Origin of the sequence: Streptococcus sp. HSISS3 (genome assembly GCF_000448605.1) — a bacterium.
Classification (GTDB): Bacteria; Bacillota; Bacilli; order Lactobacillales; family Streptococcaceae; genus Streptococcus; species Streptococcus raffinosi.
In genome coordinates this window covers 1,675,122-1,676,390 of record NZ_CM002130.1, presented here as the reverse complement: position 1 = coordinate 1,676,390, position 1,269 = coordinate 1,675,122, and the positions used below count along the sequence as shown (strand labels likewise).

Annotated in this window: 2 protein-coding genes and 1 pseudogene; all 3 read right to left on the bottom strand. The window is 45.8% G+C overall.

Annotation, left to right across the window (positions count from 1 at the left end; all coding sequences use genetic code 11):
- Positions 1 to 348: 348 nt before the first annotated feature.
- Entirely contained in the window at positions 349 to 537 is a 189-nt protein-coding gene (locus HSISS3_RS12520; RefSeq protein WP_021152300.1) for a hypothetical protein, read from the bottom strand.
- A 207-nt stretch (positions 538 to 744) separates the two neighbouring features.
- Positions 745 to 891: a hypothetical protein gene (locus HSISS3_RS12515; protein ID WP_021152299.1), complete on the bottom strand. Its 147-nt coding sequence runs from the start codon at positions 889 to 891 to the stop codon at positions 745 to 747.
- A 177-nt stretch (positions 892 to 1,068) separates the two neighbouring features.
- Positions 1,069 to 1,269: pseudogene (locus tag HSISS3_RS12510) on the bottom strand (hypothetical protein); the annotation flags it as partial.

Below are 1,269 nucleotides of genomic sequence, written 5' to 3'. Positions count from 1 at the left end.
CGTATCGGAATCAGAAAGTGCAAGTACGAGTGCTTCAGTTTCAACGAGTCAGTCCGTCTCAACGTCAGTCTCTGACTCGCAAAGCACAAGCGCCTCTGTCTCAACGAGCCAATCAGTTTCTAATTCATTGAGCGTATCGGAATCAGAAAGTGCAAGTACGAGTGCCTCAGTTTCATTGAGTCAATCATTCTCAACGTCAGTTTCTGAATCACAAAGTACGAGTGCTTCAGTCTCACTCAGCGAGTCAGCAAGCACAAGCGCCTCAATTTCAGCGAGTCAATCAGTTTCTAATTCAATGAGTGTCTCAGAGTCAGCAAGTGCAAGTACCAGTGCTTCTGTTTCAACGAGTCAATCAGTCTCAATGTCAGTCTCTGAATCACAAAGCACAAGCGCTTCAATCTCAATGAGCCAATCGGTTTCTGATTCATTGAGCGTCTCAGAATCAGAAAGTGCAAGCACAAGCGCCTCAGTTTCAATGAGCCAATCGGTTTCAGATTCAATGAGTGCCTCAGAGTCAGCCAGTGCTTCAACTAGCATTTCAGCTTCAGTCTCAATCAGTGAATCAATGTCACTTAGTGAGTCAGTAAGTACCAGTGCCTCAGTATCAGCGAGTCAATCCGTCTCAACGTCAGTCTCTGAATCGCAAAGCACGAGCGCCTCAGTTTCAACGAGCCAATCGGCTTCTAATTCATTGAGCGTATCGGAATCAGAAAGTGCAAGTACCAGTGCTTCTGTTTCAACGAGTCAATCCGTCTCAACGTCAGTTTCTGAATCACAAAGCACAAGCGCCTCAATCTCGACGAGCCAATCAGTTTCAGGTTCAATGAGCGTCTCAGAGTCAGCAAGTGCTTCAAGTAGCGTTTCCGCTTCAGTCTCAACAAGTGAATCCACATCACTAAGTGAGTCAGTAAGTACCAGTGCTTCAGTTTCAGCGAGTCAATCCGTCTCAACGTCAGTCTCTGAATCACAAAGCACAAGCGCTTCAATCTCAACGAGCCAATCGGTTTCTAATTCATTGAGCGTATCGGAATCAGAAAGTGCAAGCACAAGCGCCTCAGTTTCAGCGAGTCAATCCGTCTCAACGTCAGTCTCTGAATCACAAAGCACAAGCGCTTCAATCTCAATGAGCCAATCGGTTTCAGATTCAATGAGTGCCTCAGAATCAGCAAGCACTTCAAGCAGCGTTTCAGCTTCAGTAAGTGTCTCAACTTCAATGAGTGAATCAGCAAGCACTTCATTGTCTGCTTCAATGACTACTTCAGCATCATC

Coding starts and splice junctions, on each gene's coding strand:
- HSISS3_RS12520 (WP_021152300.1), bottom strand. CDS start 537: ATGCTAGTTGAAGCACTGGCTGACTCTGAGGCACTCATTGAATCTGAA.